The following is a 1,550-nucleotide window of genomic DNA, read 5'->3' as shown; positions in this document are numbered from 1 at the left end:
GTCAGCTGTGAGCCGATTCTGTTGAAAAACAACGTGTTGCTGACGCAGAAAGTGATGAGCTGAACAGAGCGCGAGCGCCTTTCTGGTCAGGCTTTGCGCGTTTGCTGCGGTGCAGGAAAGATTTTGGCCAGTTTCCGGAGGTTCTGGGCGGTCGCGGCGAGGAGGAATTCGTCATTGGCACCACATGGTCCGCGTAATCGGAGCCGTCCCAGACCGAGGATGCGCTTGAGGTGGGCAAAGAGCATCTCGACCTTCTTCCTGAGTTTCATCGAGATGTCGTATTGGCGGGTTTTGGCGATGTCGCGGGCAACCTGACGGGCATCTTCATGCTCTTCGCGGGTAATCTTGCACGCACCTGCGTTCGGGCAGCATTTGGCTTTTGATGGACAGGCCTGGCAAACGTCTTTCAGGGCGCGGTAACGGGCCGTGCCCTTGCCAGTTGGCCCTCGGTTTGGGTTAGAATAGTTGCGTCGGAACTGCTTGAGTTCCTGGCCCTCAGGGCAAATGTACTGATCGTTTTCTGCATCCCACTCGAAATCCGCCCGCGTCCAGGTGCCATCGTTGCGCCCGGACTTGTCGAAGACCGGAATGTGCGGGGCGATGTTGCGGTCGACAAGCCAGCCCAAGAGCGGCCCGGTGCCATAGGCGGTGTCCGCGATCAGGCGCTCCGGATGTAGATCGAACTTCGCTTTCACGCGGTCCAGCATCGTCTTGGTCGATCCGACCTCTGCCTGCCGGATTGATCTGGTGCCTTCCACGTCGACTATAACCCCGTGATCCGTGTCGATCAGGTAATTGTCGGAATAGCTGAAGAAAGCAGGCCCTTTACGCGCTGCCGTCCATTGGCTGGCAGGGTCAGAATGCGAGGTGAACTTGGGTTGCACCTCGCTCGCAGCTCCGAAAGCCGCCTCATCCAGGGTGTCGAGATATTCGCGGACCGCACGAGGCGCATCTTCTGGATCGATGGTTGATGCATCCCATTCTTCCTTTGGCGTTGAGTTTTGTTTGTTTGCATCGGCTTCGATCAAGCTGGCATCGATTGCCATGCGCTGACCGCTGACCAGACCTTCCTCGATGCACCGCGCGACAGTCGTCTCGAAAAGGTGGCGCAGCAGTTCGCTCTCGCGGAAGCGTCCATGCCGGTTCTTGGAGAACGTCGAGTGATCCGGGATACGGTCATTCAGATCGAGGCGGCAAAACCATCGATATGCCAGGTTCAGATGCACCTCTTCGCACAGCCGTCGCTCAGAGCGGATGCCAAAGCAATAGCCGACCAGCAGCATCCGGATCAGCAGTTCAGGATCGACCGATGGACGGCCGGTGTGGCTGTAGAAATCCGCGAGATGCACTCGAATGCTGCTCAAATCAACAAAGCGATCAATCGACCGAAGTAAGTGATCTTGGGGAACGTGGTTCTCCAATGAGAACTCATAGAACAGCGACGATTGCGCTTCCTGCCTCGGTCCCAACATCGCTCAATCCTCCCACCCATTGGAAGAATTGAAGCGGCAGTTCATGCACCGATCAAGGAAGAGTTTTTCAACAAAATA

1 protein-coding gene is annotated in these 1,550 nt (G+C 56.6%); it reads right to left on the bottom strand.

Annotation, left to right across the window (positions count from 1 at the left end; translation table 11 throughout):
- Positions 1-86: 86 nt before the first annotated feature.
- Positions 87-1,472 (bottom strand): IS1182 family transposase, encoded by a 1,386-nt coding sequence (locus Q1B46_RS22125; protein WP_299952065.1) that lies wholly within the window; start codon positions 1,470-1,472, stop codon positions 87-89.
- Positions 1,473-1,550: the final 78 nt, after the last annotated feature.

The organism is uncultured Ruegeria sp. (genome assembly GCF_947500045.1).
In the GTDB taxonomy this organism is placed as follows: domain Bacteria; phylum Pseudomonadota; class Alphaproteobacteria; order Rhodobacterales; family Rhodobacteraceae; genus Ruegeria.
Note: the sequence above shows the minus strand (reverse complement) of the source record. Positions and strands in the feature narration are given on the sequence as shown.

Excerpts from the sequence above, each read along its gene's own strand:
- Q1B46_RS22125 (WP_299952065.1), bottom strand. The coding sequence starts at position 1,472 with ATGTTGGGACCGAGGCAGGAAGCGCAATCGTCGCTGTTCTATGAGTTC.